Below are 13602 nucleotides of genomic sequence, written 5' to 3' on the forward strand. Positions count from 1 at the left end.
AGGTCGCAGGGTTCGATCGCGGGGTGCGGCCGATCGGCGACTGGTCGATGTCGATGATCTTGTCGATATGCTCCAGCCCCTCGATGCGGTCGTGGGGCGCTGCGCCTTCGCTGGCGTTGTTGAGTTTTCGCGCGATCGCCTTGTAGAGCGTGTCGATCAAGAGCGTCGACTTGCCGCCGCCGGAGACGCCGGTGACGCAGGTGAACAGCCCGAGCGGGATTTCAGCCGAGACGTTTTTCAGATTGTTGCCGCGGGCGTTGACCACCTTGATGGTGCGGCGATGGTTCGGCGGCCGCCGCTCCGGCACGTCGACCGAACATTCGCCGGTAAGATATTTGCCGGTCAGCGACTTTGGATTGCGCATGATCTCGGCCGGCGTGCCCTGCGCCACGATATGGCCGCCATGCATGCCGGCGCCGGGGCCGATGTCGAGCACGTGGTCGGCGAGCCGGATCGCGTCCTCGTCGTGCTCGACCACGATCACGGTGTTGCCGAGGTCGCGCAGCCGCTTCAACGTATCCAGCAGCCGCGCATTGTCGCGCTGGTGCAGGCCGATCGACGGCTCGTCCAGCACATAGAGCACGCCGGTGAGGCCGGAGCCGATCTGCGAGGCGAGGCGGATGCGCTGGCTCTCGCCGCCCGACAGGGTGCCGGAGGCGCGCGCCAGGGTCAGGTAATTGAGGCCGACGTCCAACAGGAACGACAGCCGCTCGCGGATTTCCTTCAGCACCCGCGCGGCGATCTCGTTCTGCTGGGCGTTGAGCGCTTCCGGCACGGTCTCGAACCATTCACCGGCTGATCGCACCGACAGTTCGCTGATCTCGCCGATATGCTTGCCGCCGATCTTGACGCACAGCGCCTCCGGCTTGAGCCGATAGCCGCGGCAGCCTTCGCAGGGCACGTCGGAGAAATATTTGGCGAGTTCCTCGCGCGCCCATTCGCTCTCGGTTTCGCGATAGCGGCGGTCGATATTGGTGATGACGCCTTCGAACGGCTTCTTGGTGTCGTAGGAGCGCACCCCGTCTTCGTAGGAAAACTTGATCTCGTCGTCGCCGGAGCCGTGCAGGAGGGCGGCCTGCGTCTTCTTCGGCAGGTCCTTCCATCTGGTTTCCAGCGTGAACTTGTAGAACTTGCCTAGCGCCGTCAGGGTCTGGATGTAATAGGGCGAGGACGATTTCGCCCACGGCGCGATGGCGCCGCGGCGCAGCGTCAACTCCTTGTCGGGAATGACCAGCTCTTCGTCGACATGCTGCTCGACCCCGAGGCCGCCGCATTCCGGGCAGGCGCCATAGGGATTGTTGAAGGAGAACAGCCGCGGCTCGATTTCCGGAATCGTAAACCCGGACACCGGGCAGGCGAATTTCTCCGAGAACAGGATGCGCTCGGGGCCGCTCTTGTCGTGGATCTTTGCGGTTTTCTTTTTTTCACCCTCGCCTGCAAGGGGAAAGTCGGCCCGCAACGCCGGGGTGGGGTCACCGTCCGCAACCGGACCTGCACCCGACCGCTTCGCGCTCGACCTCCCCCTTTCAGGGAGAGGAGAAGAAGAGGGGGACGGCGCATCGGCATATTCGATCACCGCCAGCCCGTCCGCCAGCTTCAGCGCGGTCTCGAAACTTTCCGCCAGCCGCTGGCCCATGTCCGGCCGCACCACGACACGATCGACCACCACGTCGATGTCGTGCGGGAATTTCTTGTCGAGCACGGGCGCATCCGCGAGTTCATGAAAAGTGCCGTCGATCTTGACGCGCTGAAATCCCTTCTTGAGATATTCCGCCAATTCCTTGCGGTATTCACCCTTGCGGCCGCGCACCACCGGCGCCAGCAGGTACAGCCGCGTGCCTTCCGGCAGCGCCAGCACCCGGTCGACCATCTGCGACACGATCTGGCTCTCGATCGGCAGGCCGGTGGCGGGCGAATAGGGCACGCCGACCCGCGCCCATAACAGCCGCATGTAATCGTAGATCTCGGTGACGGTGCCGACGGTGGAGCGCGGGTTTTTCGAGGTGGTCTTCTGCTCAATCGAAATGGCCGGCGACAGGCCGTCGATCTGGTCGACATCCGGCTTCTGCATCATCTCCAGGAACTGGCGCGCATAGGCGGAGAGCGATTCGACGTAACGCCGCTGTCCCTCGGCATAAATGGTGTCGAACGCGAGCGACGACTTTCCGGAGCCGGACAGGCCGGTGAACACCACGAGCCTGTCGCGCGGAATTTCCAGATCGACGTTCTTGAGATTGTGTTCGCGCGCGCCGCGGATGGTGATCGCGCGCATCCCCGACCCGGCCTGCTGACGCTTGGCCCTTAGAATTTCGTCCATGATCGGCATTTCCAGACGCGCTTGCGCCGCATGAGGCGTGCATCGCCCGAACCTCGCGACGTGCCGCCATATGGATGGAGTATCCGAAACGTAGGTAGAACCGGCCGCGATTTCCAGTGCCGCGTTGCAGCCATCAACCGTTTGTTGGCCACGGCCTGGCGCGTTCCCGAAAAGCCCGAATCGGCCTGAAACTCCTTGCTCCGTGATCACCTGTATGATAGAACAAAAACAGAACAATGTAAAATGTCCCAGCACCACCCGTATTGGAGCGTGGACAACTGCCTGGGCCCCCGCGCAGTCGCGGATGCGAAGGGGTAGGGTGCTTCAGGCAAGCGATAGTATGGAGAGTTTGAGATGGCGGGTTCGGTCAACAAGGTCATTCTGATCGGCAATCTGGGAGCCGATCCTGAAATCAAGCGAACCCAGGACGGCCGGCCGATCGCCAATCTGCGGATCGCGACGTCGGACACCTGGCGCGACAAGAACACCGGCGAACGCAAGGAAAAGACCGAGTGGCATCGCGTGGTGATCTTCAGCGAAGGCCTGTGCAAGATCGCCGAACAGTATCTCAAGAAGGGTGCCAAGGTGTATATCGAAGGCCAGCTACAGACGCGGAAATGGACCGACCAGAGCAACGTCGAGCGATATTCGACCGAAGTGGTGCTGCAGAATTTCAATTCCACGCTGACCATGCTGGACAGCCGCGCCGGCGGCGGCGGTAATTTCGGATCCGACGACTCCGGCGGAGATTTCGGATCGGGTGGTCCTTCCGGCGGAGCGCCTCGCCGCGCCGTAGCCGCCGGCGCAAGCTCCCGCAACAGCGACATGGACGACGATATTCCGTTCTGAGAACTCCGCGTTTCTCGTGCTCCGGACGCATTTGCACCACGGTTTTGCTTCGGCTTGTCGGCGCGCAGCGCGCCCGCACGGCGGGGTGCGCTGAAGAGCGGGGTCCGTCATGAACGCGTGCGTCCGGTATGGGCTCGGCGGAGCGGCATGATCGGCGATGCTTTGCGTCGCCCTGGAATGCCCGCCCCGCATCCGGGAGACGAGATTTTTTGCTGCCTCGTAACGGCGCTGCGCGGCGCCGGAACGGCGCGAAATCCCGCTATGTCAGATAGCGCCTAAGTATTTGTAAAAACGAAGGGAAAAAGCCCCTGCCGAGAGCTGTTCGAGGTGGTTTTTCGACCCCCGATACGCTATATGATTCTTAGCAAAAATTGACCGGATTCCCCCTTGTCGGACACTGACGATACAAAACCCGGAGAGCCGCCGGCTCATTCCGATATTCGGCCCGTTTCGATATTAGACGAAATGAAACGCTCCTATCTCGATTACGCCATGAGCGTGATCGTGGCCCGGGCGTTGCCGGATGCGCGCGACGGGTTGAAGCCGGTGCACCGGCGGATTCTGTACGCCATGTACGAAAACGGCTTTGAGTGGAACAAGCCGTACCGCAAGTCGGCGCGTACCGTCGGTGACGTGATCGGCAAATATCATCCGCACGGCGATCAGTCGGTCTATGACGCGCTGGTACGCATGGCGCAGGATTTCTCCATGCGCGTGCCGCTGATCGACGGGCAGGGCAATTTCGGCTCGGTGGACGGCGATATGCCGGCGGCGATGCGCTACACCGAGTCGCGGCTGACCAAGGTGGCGCAGTCGCTGATCGACGATATCGACAAGGATACCGTCGACTTCCAGGCCAACTACGACAATTCGGAACGCGAGCCGACGGTTCTGCCGGCGAAATTCCCGAACCTGCTGGTCAACGGCGCCGGCGGTATCGCCGTCGGGATGGCCACCAACATCCCGCCGCATAATCTCGGCGAAGTCATCGACGCCTGCACCGCGTTGATCGACGATCCCGCTCTGGGCATCGACGACCTCATCAACATCATCCCCGGACCGGATTTTCCGACCGGCGGCATCATCCTCGGACGTCAGGGCATCCGCTCGGCCTATCATCTCGGCCGCGGTTCGATCGTGATGCGCGGCAAGGTGTCCATCGAGCCCGCCCGCAAGGATCGAGAAGCGATCATCATTTCTGAAATTCCGTACCAGGTGAACAAGGCCACCATGGTCGAACGCATCGCCGAACTGGTGCGCGACAAGAAGATCGAAGGCATTTCGGATTTGCGTGACGAATCCGACCGCGACGGGTTTCGCGTCGTCATCGAGCTTAAACGCGACGCGGTGCCCGAAGTGGTTCTGAACCAGCTCTACCGGTTTACCCCGCTGCAGACCAATTTCAGCGCCAACATGGTGGCGCTCGACGTCGGTCGGCCGCAGGTGATGAACCTGAAGGACCTGCTAGGGTTGTTCGTCGCCTTCCGCGAGCAGGTGGTGTCGCGGCGCACCAAATTCCTGCTCAACAAGGCGCGCGACCGCGCCCATATCCTGGTCGGCCTTGCCATTGCGGTGGCCAATATCGACGAGATCATCCGCGTGATCCGCACCTCTCCGGACCCCAACACGGCGCGCGAAACCCTGATGGCGCGCGACTGGCCGGCCAAGGACGTCGCCGCGATGATCACGCTGATCGACGATCCCCGCCACCGGCTCGCCGCCGACGGCACCGCGCGGCTGTCGATGGAGCAGGCCAAGGCCATTCTCGACCTGCGGCTGCAGCGGCTTACGGCACTGGGCCGCGAGGAAATTTCCGAGGAACTCGACAAGCTCGCGCTGGAGATCGCCGACTATCTCGACATCCTGCGCTCCCGCGCGCGCATCCAGAGCATCATCAAGGCCGAGCTTCTGGCGGTCAGGTCCGAATTCGCCACGCCGCGCAAGACCGTGATCATCGACCAGGAGAACGAGGTCGAAGACGAAGACCTGATCCAGCGCGAGGACATGGTGGTGACGGTGTCGCACGCCGGCTATGTCAAGCGGGTGCCGCTGTCGACCTATCGCGCGCAGAAGCGCGGCGGCAAGGGCCGCTCCGGCATGCAGACCCGCGACGAGGATTTCGTCAGCCGGCTGTTCGTGGCCTCGACCCATACGCCGGTGCTGTTCTTCTCGTCGCGCGGACAGGTCTACAAGGAAAAGGTCTGGCGGCTGCCGGTGGCGCCGCCGAACGGCCGCGGCAAGGCGCTGATCAACATCCTGCCTCTCGAACAGGGCGAGCGCATCACCACCATCATGCCGCTGCCCGAGGACGAATCCTCCTGGGCCAATCTCGACGTGATGTTCGCCACCACCGGCGGCAACGTCCGCCGCAACAAGCTGTCGGACTTCTCCGATGTGCGCCGCTCCGGCATCATCGCCATGAAGCTCGAAGACAACGAGGCGATTGTCGACGTGCAGATCGCCAGCGAGAAGGACGACGTGCTGCTCACCTCCGCCGACGGCCAATGCATTCGCTTCGCGGTGGGCGACGTGCGGGTGTTCCAGGGGCGCTCGTCGATGGGCGTGCGCGGCATCAACCTTGGAGAAGGGGACCGCCTTATTTCTCTGTCGATCCTGCACCACGTCGACGCCACCGCGGACGAGCGCGCGGCATATCTGAAAAAGGCCAACGCGGTGCGCCGCAGCGCCAACGCCGACCCGGACGAGATCGCGGATGCAGAACCCGAGGCCGAGGAGACATCGGGGGCGATCGAGCTTGGCGAGCAGCGTTACGTGGAAATGTCGGCCGCCGAGCAATTCGTGCTGACGATATCCGACCGCGGTTTTGGCAAGCGGACGTCGTCCTACGAATATCGAACCACCGGACGCGGCGGCAAAGGCATTGTCGCGATGGACAATCGCGAAAAGGACGGCAGCATCCGCGCCAAGATCGGCCGGCTGGTGGCGTCGTTCCCGGTCGACGAGTTCGACCAGCTCATGCTGGTGACCGACGGCGGCCAACTGATCCGCTGCGGCGTCTCCGACGTCGGCATCAAGGGCCGCAAGACCCGGGGCGTCATCGTGTTCGACACCGCCGAGGACGAACACGTGGTGTCGGTCGAGCACATCGGCGAGGAAGAGAACGGCAATGGCGGGTAGGCGGCGCCACGTGCATCGCCGTCATCCTGAGGTGCTCGCCGTCTCGGCGAGCCCCCGGAGGATGCGCCGCAGCCGCTGCTGGCCATCATCCTTCGAGACGCCGCGCAAGCGCGCGGCTCCTCAGAGCCTGACCGAAAAAACAGTCAATATTTCGCTCGCCGCGGGTTGAAAATGGTCCACTTTCGTCATGGCCGGGCTTCGTCCCGGCCATCCACGTCTTTCTTGCTTCAGCGCCTTTGCGACGTGCATGCCCGGCACAAGGCCGGACATGACGAACCAATGGCGACGCCTGATGTCATTGGATGCTTTTCGGTCAGCCTCTCAGGATGACGGCGGCATGTATGGCGGCAGCTAAATCTCGATCTCGGTCCCGAACTCCACCACCTGCCGTGTCGGCACGCCGAAGAACGCCGCGGAGCGTTCGGCGTTGCGCTGCAGGAAGGCGAACACGGTTTCGCGCCACACCCACATGCCGGGGACGTCTTCGCGCGGGATGATGGTTTCGCGGCCGATGTAATAGGTGATGTCGGAAAGATCGATGCCGGGCAGCTTGCCCTGGCCGCAGGCGAGACTCAACCCTTCCCAGATGGTCGGGTACTGCATGAAGCCGTAATGCAGGATGACGCGGGTGATGCCGGGGATCACTTCGATGACCTCGGCGCGGTCTTCGTCCGATATCCGCGGCGCCTCCTCGATCAGCACGGTGACCAGCACGACGCGCTGATGCAGGACATGGTTGTGCTTGACGAATTGCGTCAGCGCCAGCGGGACGCCCTTCGGCGCCGAGGCCAGGAACACCGCGGTGCCCGGAAGCCTCGCATGGCACCTGCTGATGGCGGTTTCCACCAGGTCCTCTTCCGGCTGGCGCAACTTGGCGCGGGCGCGCTCGACCAGCTTGACGCCGCTGCGCCAGGTCAGCATCAAGAACGCCACGACGGCGGCGAGCACCAGCGGAAACCAGCCGCCCTCGAAAAATTTCGCCGAATTCGCCGCAAAGAAAATGCCGTCGATCACGAAGAAGAAGCCGTTGCACGCAATCACGATCAGCGGCGGATAACCCCATTGGATCGCCACCAGCGCCGCCAGCAGCGTGGTGATCGCCATCAGCAGCGATACCGCGATGCCGTAGGCGCCGGCCAGCGCATCGGAGGTGCCAAAGCCGAGCACCGCGCCCAGCGTCGCCGCCGCCAGCATCCAGTTCACCAGCGGCACGTAGATCTGGCCGATCGAATGGCTGGTGGTGTGCTTGATCTGCATGCGCGGCAAAAAGCCGAGCTGGATCGATTGCTGCGTCAATGAAAACACGCCGGAGATGATGGCCTGCGATGCGATCACCGCCGCCACCGTCGCAAACGCCACCAGCGGGTAATGCAGCCAGTCCGGCGCAAGCTGGTAAAATGGATTTTCCAGGGCCGTCGGATCGGTGATCAGCAGCGCCGCCTGGCCAAAATAGTTCAGCACCAACGCGGGAAGCGCGATGGCGAACCACGCCAGCCGGATCGGCACCCGGCCGAAATGACCCATGTCGGCGTACATGGCTTCACCCCCCGTCACCGCAAGGAAAGCGGCGCCGAGGATGGCGAAACTGACGTGGAAATCCTGATGGATCAGGAAATTGAACGCATAAAACGGGCTTACCGCGGCGAGCACACCGGGCGATTTGACGATGCCGTGGATGCCGAGCAGGGCGATCACCAGAAACCATGCCAGCATCACCGGTCCGAAGATGTTGCCGATGAAGCCAGCGCCTTTCTTCTGCACCAGAAAAAGCCCGATCAGGATGACGACGGTCAGCGGCACCACGGCCGGCGCCAGCGACGGCGCATCGACCTTCAGGCCTTCGATCGCCGACAGCACGGATATCGCCGGGGTGATGGCGCCGTCGCCGTAGAGCAACGCGGCGCCGATCAGGCCCACGATCAGCAGTTGCGCGCGCCAGGTGCCGGCTTGCGCGTTGCGCGCCGACAGCAGCGCCAGAAGCGCTACGATGCCGCCTTCGCCGCGGTTATCCGCGCGCAGGATCAGCAACGCATACTTCATCGAGATGATCAGGATCAGCGCCCACAGGATCAGCGACACCACCCCGAGCACCGCGGCGGATGTGAGCGGTCCGCCGTGGGTCGCGGCCTTGGCGGCTTCCTTGAGCGCATAAAGCGGGCTGGTGCCGATGTCGCCATAGACCACGCCGAGGGCACCGATGGTCGCGGTCAAAGGAAGGGCGGAGGAGTGCGACGCTGCGGCGGGAATGGAGGTCATTGGCGATCCCCAGAACGGTCGCGCCAAGCCTAACCGGGCGCGAAAGCGCAGTCTGCGACGCGCTGAGGCAAATTGCTATGGAATTTCTACTTTCGTCGATGCTGGAATCAGAAACCGCCGGACGAGGCCGGCGGTTCTGGGCTTGGAGGTCCGGCGGGCATGCCGGATGGGAAAATGGTTCAGCGGCGTTCGGCGGTCACCAGGCGGGCTTCGCGAACCAGCGTTTTGGAGCCGGGGACGCGGAGGCAGGACGCCTCGATGTTCGGCCAGGATTGCTGCGCGCAGCCGCCGGAGCGGACATCCAGCCGGTCGGCCTTGGCCAACGGAGCAGGCACGCTGGCTTCCACCTGAGGGGCGAAGCCGGGCAGGACGGTGAGCGCGGCTGCAATGAACGCAGCAATGGCGATTGCGGAAAGTGCCTTGATCATGACGATCCCCTGTCGTGGGCCTTGGCGGCCCGTCGTTTCGTTAACGAATTGATACCCAGCTCCGGTTTCAGCCTGTCTTCGCGATCCCGAATTATGGTTTCGTCGCGCCGGAGATTTGTTTCGTCGCCCATCCCGGGATGAAACAATCCGCCGGCCTTGCAGAACAGACGCGCCGCCCCGGCGATGGTTCGAAAGCGACTGAAAAATAAAAGCCTGGCCGATGCGGGCAGGCGCTGGAACCATCCGCTTGCGAGCTTACGCGCGGCAAGGTAGACGGGTTTATGCCTCGTATTGCCCTGTATCCCGGCTCTTTCGACCCCGTCACCAACGGCCATCTTGATGTCGTCCGGCGAGCGGTCGGACTGTGCGACCGGCTTATCGTCGCAATCGGGGTCCACCCCGGCAAAAAGCCGTTGTTTTCCATCGAAGAGCGGCTGGACATGGTCGAGGCGGTCTTTGCCCCGGTTGCATCGGTCGCCGGCTGTGCCTTCGATTGCACGACTTACGACAATCTCACCATTGCCGCGGCGCAAAAGAGCGGCGCCGCCATCCTGATTCGCGGCCTGCGCGATGGCACCGACCTCGACTATGAGATGCAGATCGCGGGCATGAACGAAACCATGGCGCCGGACGTGCAGACCGTGTTTATTCCGGCCTCGGTCGGCACTCGCCCGATCACCGCCACACTGGTGCGCCAAATCGCGGCCATGGGCGGTGACGTCTCGGCTTTCGTTCCCGAGGCGGTGGCGTCCAGGCTGAAAGCCAGATTCGCAGGTAGCGCGTAGTCCGCGAAGCGGACAGCGGTTCTGCGATAAATACGCGTGACTTAATGTTCCGTCCTCTCTGATCCGGAGTTTTCATGGTTCGAATTCTTGCCGTTCTCGCGGCGCTGGTATACGCGGTTCCCGCAATGGCGCAGCCGCTGCCCGCCAATCTCGACAAGACGAATGCGGTCGTCATCGACACCACCAAGGGCCGCATCGTCGTCAAGCTGCGTACCGACCTTGCGCCGCAGCACGCCGAGCGCATCAAGACGCTGGCGCGCGAGGGCTATTACAACAACGTGCCGTTCCACCGCGTGATCGACGGCTTCATGGCGCAGACTGGTGACGGCAAGAATTTCAACGGCACCGGCGGCTCGAAATATCCCAACCTGACGGCCGAATTCTCCAACGTGCCGTTCAGGCGCGGCATTGTCGGCATGGCGCGTTCGGCGAGCAACGACTCGGCGAACTCGCAGTTCTTCATCATGTTCGGGGACGGCTCGTTCCTGAACGGCAAGTACACGGTGGTCGGCGAAGTGGCGTCGGGCATGGATGTCGTGGACAAGATCAAACGCGGCGAACCGGTCCAGGATCCCGACAAGATGGTGAAGGTGCAGGTCGCATCCGACATCAAGTGAGCGGCGGTGGCGCGGTTCCGCAAGCTTCCGCTTGGGCTCGCGGTCTCGCTGCTGTCATGGATTGCGACAGCCCATGCCGAACCAGGGCAGGTTGACAACATCAAGGAAGCGTTCGCGCGCTTGCGAACGTGCTGGAAACCGCCGCCGGCATCGCAAGCCAATCCGGACGTGGAGATCACCGCGATCGTGACCTTCACGCGTGACGGAAACATCCTCGGGCACCCGAGAATTACCTATGAATCCGAAAACGCTACGGATAATGACCGGCTGCTGTATCGCATCGCCGTCATGGAGGCGTTGCAACGCTGCACGCCGATGCCATTTACCGGAGGGATGGGCGGCGCCGTAGCCGGCCGGCCCTTTGCAGTCCGATTCCAACTTCGCAAACCTCCACCCAAACCGATAGAGAAGAGAGCATGGCTGACAACGACAATACGTTGATCCTCGAAACCACCCAGGGACCCGTCACCATCGAGATGCGGCCCGATCTGGCCCCGGGCCACGTCGCGCGGATCAAGGAACTGGTGCGCGAAGGATTTTATGACGGTATCGTATTCCATCGCGTGATCGACGGGTTCATGGCGCAGACCGGATGCCCGCAAGGCACCGGCACCGGCGGATCCGGCAAGAAGCTCAAGGCCGAATTCAACAAGGAGCCGCACGTGCGCGGCACCGCATCGATGGCGCGCGCGGCGAGCCCGGATTCCGGCGACAGCCAGTTTTTCATCTGTTTCGGCGATGCCGCGTTCCTCAACAACCAATACACGGTATGGGGCAAGGTGACTGAGGGCATGGAGAACGTCGACAAGATCAAGCGCGGCGAGCCGGTGCAGAATCCCGACAAGATCATCAAGGCGCATATGGCCGCGGACGCGGCTTGACGTCGCTCGTCATGCGCGGGCTTGGCCCGCGCATCCATCCATCTTCACAAGAGTCTTACGAAGCGTGATGGATTGCCGGGTCAAGCGCGGCAATGACGAGTTCAGTGATGCGCACCGATCTCTTCGACTTCGAACTTCCAGCCGGCAGCATCGCACTGAGGCCGGCGAGCCCGCGCGATTCGGCGCGCATGCTGGTGGTGCAGCCCGGCGGGGTATTGCGGGATCAGGGCGTTGTCGATCTACCGCAATGGCTGCGGCACGGCGATCGACTGGTGGTCAACGACACCAGGGTGATCCCGGCGCAACTCAGCGGCCGCCGCATCGGCCGCGGCGCCGAAGCGAAAATCGCGGCGACGCTGATCGAGCGCCTCGACGGTTCGCGCTGGCGGGCACTGGTCAAACCGGCCAAAAAACTCGATGAGGGCGATATCGTCCGCTTCGGCAGCGAGGGAAAAGTATGCCTGCTCGGTCATCTCGATGCGCAGGTCGAGCGCAGGGGGGCCGACGGCGCGATCACCCTGTCGTTTTCATTCCACGGGCCGGCGCTGGATCAGGCGATCGCCGATCTCGGCGCGCCTCCGCTGCCGCCTTACATCGCCTCCAGGCGGGCGCCCGATGAACGCGACGCAGCCGACTACCAGACCATGTTCGCCGCTCATGAAGGCGCGGTCGCGGCACCCACGGCCGGCCTGCATTTTACGCCGGGACTGGAGCAGGCGCTGTACGAACGCGGCATCGGCATCAACCGGCTGACGCTCCATGTCGGTGCGGGAACATTCCTGCCGGTCAAAGTCGAGGACACCACCGCCCACAGGATGCATTCGGAGTGGGGCACAATCGGACGGGAAACCGCCGATGCACTTAACGCGGCGCGCGCCAACGGCGGTCGGATCGTCGCCGTCGGCACCACGTCGCTGCGGCTGCTGGAAAGCGCGGCGGCGGAAGACGGCACCATAAGACCGTTCGCCGGCGACACCGCGATCTTCATCACCCCCGGCTATCGCTTTCGCGCGGTCGATATCCTGATGACCAACTTCCATCTGCCGCGCTCGACGCTGTTCATGCTGGTGTCGGCCTTCAGCGGCATGGACGCGATGAAGCAGGCCTATCGCCATGCGATCGCCGGCGGTTACCGGTTCTATTCCTATGGCGATGCCTGCCTGTTGTTTCATGATAAACCGGCCGCATGAGTCTTCCCAATCATTTCGAGCTGCTGCATTGCGACGGCGCCGCCCGTAGCGGGCGGCTGACGACGCCCCATGGCGTGGTGCGGACGCCGGCCTTCATGCCGGTCGGCACCGCCGGCGCCATGAAGGGCATGCACTGGCGCGAGGTGCGCGACGCCGGCACCGACATCGTGCTCGGCAACACCTATCATCTGATGCTGCGGCCGGGGGCCGAGCGCATCGCCGCCCTCGGCGGCCTGCAGGCATTCACCGGCTGGAACGGGCCGATGCTGACCGACTCCGGCGGTTTCCAGGTGATGTCGCTGTCCGAACTGCGCAAGGTGAGCGAACGAGCGGTGACTTTTCGCTCGCATATCGACGGCGCCAAGGTCGAACTGTCGCCGGAACGCTCGATCGAGGTGCAGCGGCTGCTTGGCGCGGATATTGTCATGCAGATGGACGAATGCATCCGGCTGCCGGCAGAGCCCGGCGATATCGAGCGCGCGATGCAGCTGTCGCTGCGCTGGGGCGAGCGCAGCAAGCGCGCATTCGAAAGCGCTCCGGACGGCGCCATGCTGTTCGGCATTGCGCAGGGCGGCGACGTAGCGGAGCTGCGACGGGCCAGCGCACGCGGAATGGTCGATACCGGTTTTCACGGCTATGCCATCGGCGGCCTTGCGGTAGGCGAACCGCAGGCAGTGATGCTGGCGATGATCGGGGAGGTCGCGCCGATCCTGCCGCGGGATCGGCCGCGCTATCTGATGGGCGTCGGTACCCCGGAAGACATCCTGGAGGCCGTGGCCCGCGGCATCGACATGTTCGACTGCGTGATGCCGACCCGGAACGGGCGCCATGGCGTCGCATTCACGCGGTTCGGCGCGGTCAATTTGCGCAACGCGCGCCACGCCGACGATCCGCGGCCGCTCGATGCGGAAAGCGCATGGCCGTCGACGCAAGGCTGCGCCCGGGCCTACCTGCACCACCTCATGAAGGCCGGCGAAACGCTGGGCGCGATGCTGCTCTCTGAGATCAACGTCGCTTATTATCAGGATCTGATGCGCGGCATTCGCGAAGCAATTTCGCAAGGAACCTTCGAACAATTCCGTGACCGGACCCGCGCCGACTGGGCGCGGGGCGATATCACGCCGCGCTAAACCTTGCTGAC

Annotated in this window: 11 protein-coding genes; 8 read left to right on the forward strand and 3 right to left on the reverse strand. The window is 63.5% G+C overall.

Going from position 1 to position 13602, the window contains the following annotated elements; translation table 11 throughout:
- Nucleotides 1–2317 (reverse strand): excinuclease ABC subunit UvrA (gene uvrA, locus ACFE72_RS08115; protein ID WP_375412569.1); only part of this gene is annotated, 2317 nt, incomplete at its 3' end.
- 354 nt (nt 2318–2671) lie between these two features.
- Here uvrA and ACFE72_RS08120 point away from each other — a divergent pair.
- Entirely contained in the window at nt 2672–3166 is a 495-nt protein-coding gene (locus ACFE72_RS08120; protein ID WP_375412570.1) for a single-stranded DNA-binding protein, read from the forward strand.
- Nucleotides 3167–3553: 387 nt separating this feature from the next.
- The gene (gene gyrA, locus ACFE72_RS08125; protein WP_375412571.1) at nt 3554–6304 is read left to right on the forward strand and encodes a DNA gyrase subunit A; all 2751 of its coding nucleotides are present in this window, start codon (nt 3554–3556) and stop codon (nt 6302–6304) included.
- Between the two features lie 351 nt (nt 6305–6655).
- Here the strand turns inward: gyrA and ACFE72_RS08130 are convergent, their stop codons facing one another.
- Nucleotides 6656–8560, reverse strand: coding sequence for a potassium transporter Kup (locus ACFE72_RS08130; RefSeq protein ID WP_375412572.1), 1905 nt, complete (start codon nt 8558–8560; stop codon nt 6656–6658).
- A gap of 179 nt (nt 8561–8739) precedes the next feature.
- A complete protein-coding gene (locus ACFE72_RS08135; RefSeq protein WP_375412573.1) occupies nt 8740–8988 on the reverse strand; it encodes a hypothetical protein in 249 nt (82 codons plus the stop codon).
- A 281-nt stretch (nt 8989–9269) separates the two neighbouring features.
- Between ACFE72_RS08135 and coaD the strand changes: the two genes are divergently transcribed.
- From coaD to tgt, 6 genes are all read left to right on the forward strand, one after another.
- Nucleotides 9270–9773, forward strand: a complete 504-nt coding sequence (gene coaD, locus ACFE72_RS08140) for a pantetheine-phosphate adenylyltransferase (RefSeq protein ID WP_375412574.1) — start codon at nt 9270–9272, stop codon at nt 9771–9773.
- A 74-nt stretch (nt 9774–9847) separates the two neighbouring features.
- Nucleotides 9848–10390, forward strand: a complete 543-nt coding sequence (locus ACFE72_RS08145) for a peptidylprolyl isomerase (protein ID WP_375412575.1) — start codon at nt 9848–9850, stop codon at nt 10388–10390.
- Between the two features lie 6 nt (nt 10391–10396).
- Entirely contained in the window at nt 10397–10831 is a 435-nt protein-coding gene (locus tag ACFE72_RS08150; RefSeq protein WP_375412576.1) for a hypothetical protein, read from the forward strand.
- Nucleotides 10807–11271: a peptidylprolyl isomerase gene (locus ACFE72_RS08155; RefSeq protein ID WP_375412577.1), complete on the forward strand. Its 465-nt coding sequence runs from the start codon at nt 10807–10809 to the stop codon at nt 11269–11271. The genes ACFE72_RS08150 and ACFE72_RS08155 overlap by 25 nt, the downstream gene beginning before the upstream one ends.
- A 107-nt stretch (nt 11272–11378) precedes the next feature.
- On the forward strand, nt 11379–12461 hold the full coding sequence (gene queA, locus ACFE72_RS08160) for a tRNA preQ1(34) S-adenosylmethionine ribosyltransferase-isomerase QueA (RefSeq protein ID WP_375412578.1): 1083 nt from the start codon (nt 11379–11381) through the stop codon (nt 12459–12461).
- Nucleotides 12458–13591 (forward strand): tRNA guanosine(34) transglycosylase Tgt, encoded by a 1134-nt coding sequence (gene tgt, locus ACFE72_RS08165; RefSeq protein WP_375412579.1) that lies wholly within the window; start codon nt 12458–12460, stop codon nt 13589–13591. Before queA ends, tgt begins: the two co-directional genes overlap by 4 nt.
- Nucleotides 13592–13602: the final 11 nt, after the last annotated feature.

Origin of the sequence: uncultured Bradyrhizobium sp. (assembly GCF_964252615.1) — a bacterium.
Lineage (GTDB): Bacteria > Pseudomonadota > Alphaproteobacteria > Rhizobiales > Xanthobacteraceae > Bradyrhizobium.

What these genes read in the sequence shown, in the direction of transcription:
- ACFE72_RS08120 (WP_375412570.1), top strand. Translation starts at nt 2,672, where the DNA reads ATGGCGGGTTCGGTCAACAAGGTCATTCTGATCGGCAATCTGGGAGCC.
- ACFE72_RS08130 (WP_375412572.1), bottom strand. Translation starts at nt 8,560, where the DNA reads ATGACCTCCATTCCCGCCGCAGCGTCGCACTCCTCCGCCCTTCCTTTG.
- ACFE72_RS08135 (WP_375412573.1), bottom strand. Translation starts at nt 8,988, where the DNA reads ATGATCAAGGCACTTTCCGCAATCGCCATTGCTGCGTTCATTGCAGCC.
- coaD (WP_375412574.1), top strand. Translation starts at nt 9,270, where the DNA reads ATGCCTCGTATTGCCCTGTATCCCGGCTCTTTCGACCCCGTCACCAAC.
- ACFE72_RS08145 (WP_375412575.1), top strand. Translation starts at nt 9,848, where the DNA reads ATGGTTCGAATTCTTGCCGTTCTCGCGGCGCTGGTATACGCGGTTCCC.
- ACFE72_RS08155 (WP_375412577.1), top strand. Translation starts at nt 10,807, where the DNA reads ATGGCTGACAACGACAATACGTTGATCCTCGAAACCACCCAGGGACCC.
- queA (WP_375412578.1), top strand. Translation starts at nt 11,379, where the DNA reads ATGCGCACCGATCTCTTCGACTTCGAACTTCCAGCCGGCAGCATCGCA.
- tgt (WP_375412579.1), top strand. Translation starts at nt 12,458, where the DNA reads ATGAGTCTTCCCAATCATTTCGAGCTGCTGCATTGCGACGGCGCCGCC.